Origin of the sequence: Oikeobacillus pervagus (assembly GCF_030813365.1) — a bacterium.
Classification (GTDB): domain Bacteria; phylum Bacillota; class Bacilli; order Bacillales; family DSM-23947; genus Oikeobacillus; species Oikeobacillus pervagus.
The window spans coordinates 1-1482 of the sequence record NZ_JAUSUC010000102.1; the positions used below are offsets into that span (position 1 = coordinate 1).

The window sequence follows — 1482 nt, forward strand, 5'->3', positions numbered from 1 at the left end:
AAACCAATTTTTATGTTGAAAAATCAAACAGAAAACAAGCTGAAATAAGTAAGAGCAACTGAAACCAAAGGATTTTTTAATTCCTGCTTGGCGTAGATGTTTATTCATTTCAAGCTCAGAAAAAACAGAATCAAGTTCTTTTGGTAGTTGATTATATTGGCTATTTTGGTCTATCATATAGGGAGCACCTCTTCTATGTGGTAGTGTTTTCTAGACAATCTCACTATACCAAAGATCGAGGTGTTTTTCATTTTTTAATAAACCGTGTCAAGCAATATATTTAATAACTCTTAAACCGCAATACAACCAATGATTAGCACTTATTTTTTTGGTGCGAAAGTTGAGTTATTAAAATTACTTTTTTTAATTTGTTTTTTAAGTAAAAAAATAACAAACCTACATCAACTTTTTAGAAATTTATTTTATCAAATAAATCAATAACGTTTATTTAACTTGAAGTAACGCTTTTTGAGCGTTTACTATTCCATTACCATACAAAAATGGTTCTCCTATCTCATCAGCTGTTTCATTAAGGATTTTCCTAACTTCCTTGTTAGTTAGTTTGGGATTCTTTTCCATAATGAGGGCTGCTATCCCTGTAATATAAGGAGCTGCCATTGATGTTCCATCCCTTTGGCCATAACTATTATTGGGTTCTGTGCTATAGATATTTTCACCTGGGGCCATTAACTCTAATGATTCCCCAACACTTGAAAATACAGATCTTTTATTGTTTTGATCTACCGACCCTACAGCAATGACTGAATCATAAGCACCTGGGAAGGTTATACTCTCTTTCAAATACATTCCTTGATTTCCAGCCGAGGAAATTAATAAGATCCCTTTATCATAAGCTTTTTGAACAGCATAGTTTACTATTTTTGATCTTTTTTGGGAACTAATACTTGTGTGAACAATGTCCATCTTATTATCTAAACACCAATCAATAGCAGATATTAGAATACTATTTTTTCCAACGTCTCTTTCATTTAATATTTTAATACTAAACAAATCAGTTTCAGGTGCTATCCCCTCCACACTACCATTATTAGTAGGTTTAGCCCCTATTATTCCGGCTACGTGAGTTCCATGACCTGTGGAATACGATGTATCTTCAGTATTTAAAAAGGAAACTTCATCTTTAATACTTAAATCCTCGTGTGAAATATCGATTCCCGAATCTAATATAGCAATTTTTACACCCTTACCTGTATATTTAGTTTTTATTTTTGTACTAATATTCAATTGATTTAATATCTGGGATTGATATGTTTGAGAAACATCTGAACTTTTCAAATCTCCATCTTTTTCAATAGAAAAAATAGTTTCTTCTTTTTTTATATTGTTTCCTGAATTATTCACCGCAATCTAAAACTTTGAGAATTTCATGAAATTTATAACGCTAAGGGAAATTGAGATCGAAAAAATAGCCTAGTTAGAGACGATTTGAAACGAGTCTTGCGAGAAAACCGATTTTTGGGC

General features: G+C 31.6%; 1 protein-coding gene and 1 pseudogene. Both read right to left on the minus strand.

Translation table 11 applies throughout. The features are described from left to right. A pseudogene (locus J2S13_RS17015) lies at positions 1-177 on the minus strand (IS4 family transposase); the annotation flags it as partial. Between the two features lie 267 nt (positions 178-444). Further along, the gene (locus J2S13_RS16815; RefSeq protein ID WP_307258974.1) at positions 445-1362 is read right to left on the minus strand and encodes a S8 family peptidase; all 918 of its coding nucleotides are present in this window, start codon (positions 1360-1362) and stop codon (positions 445-447) included. Between the last annotated feature and the right edge of the window lie 120 nt (positions 1363-1482).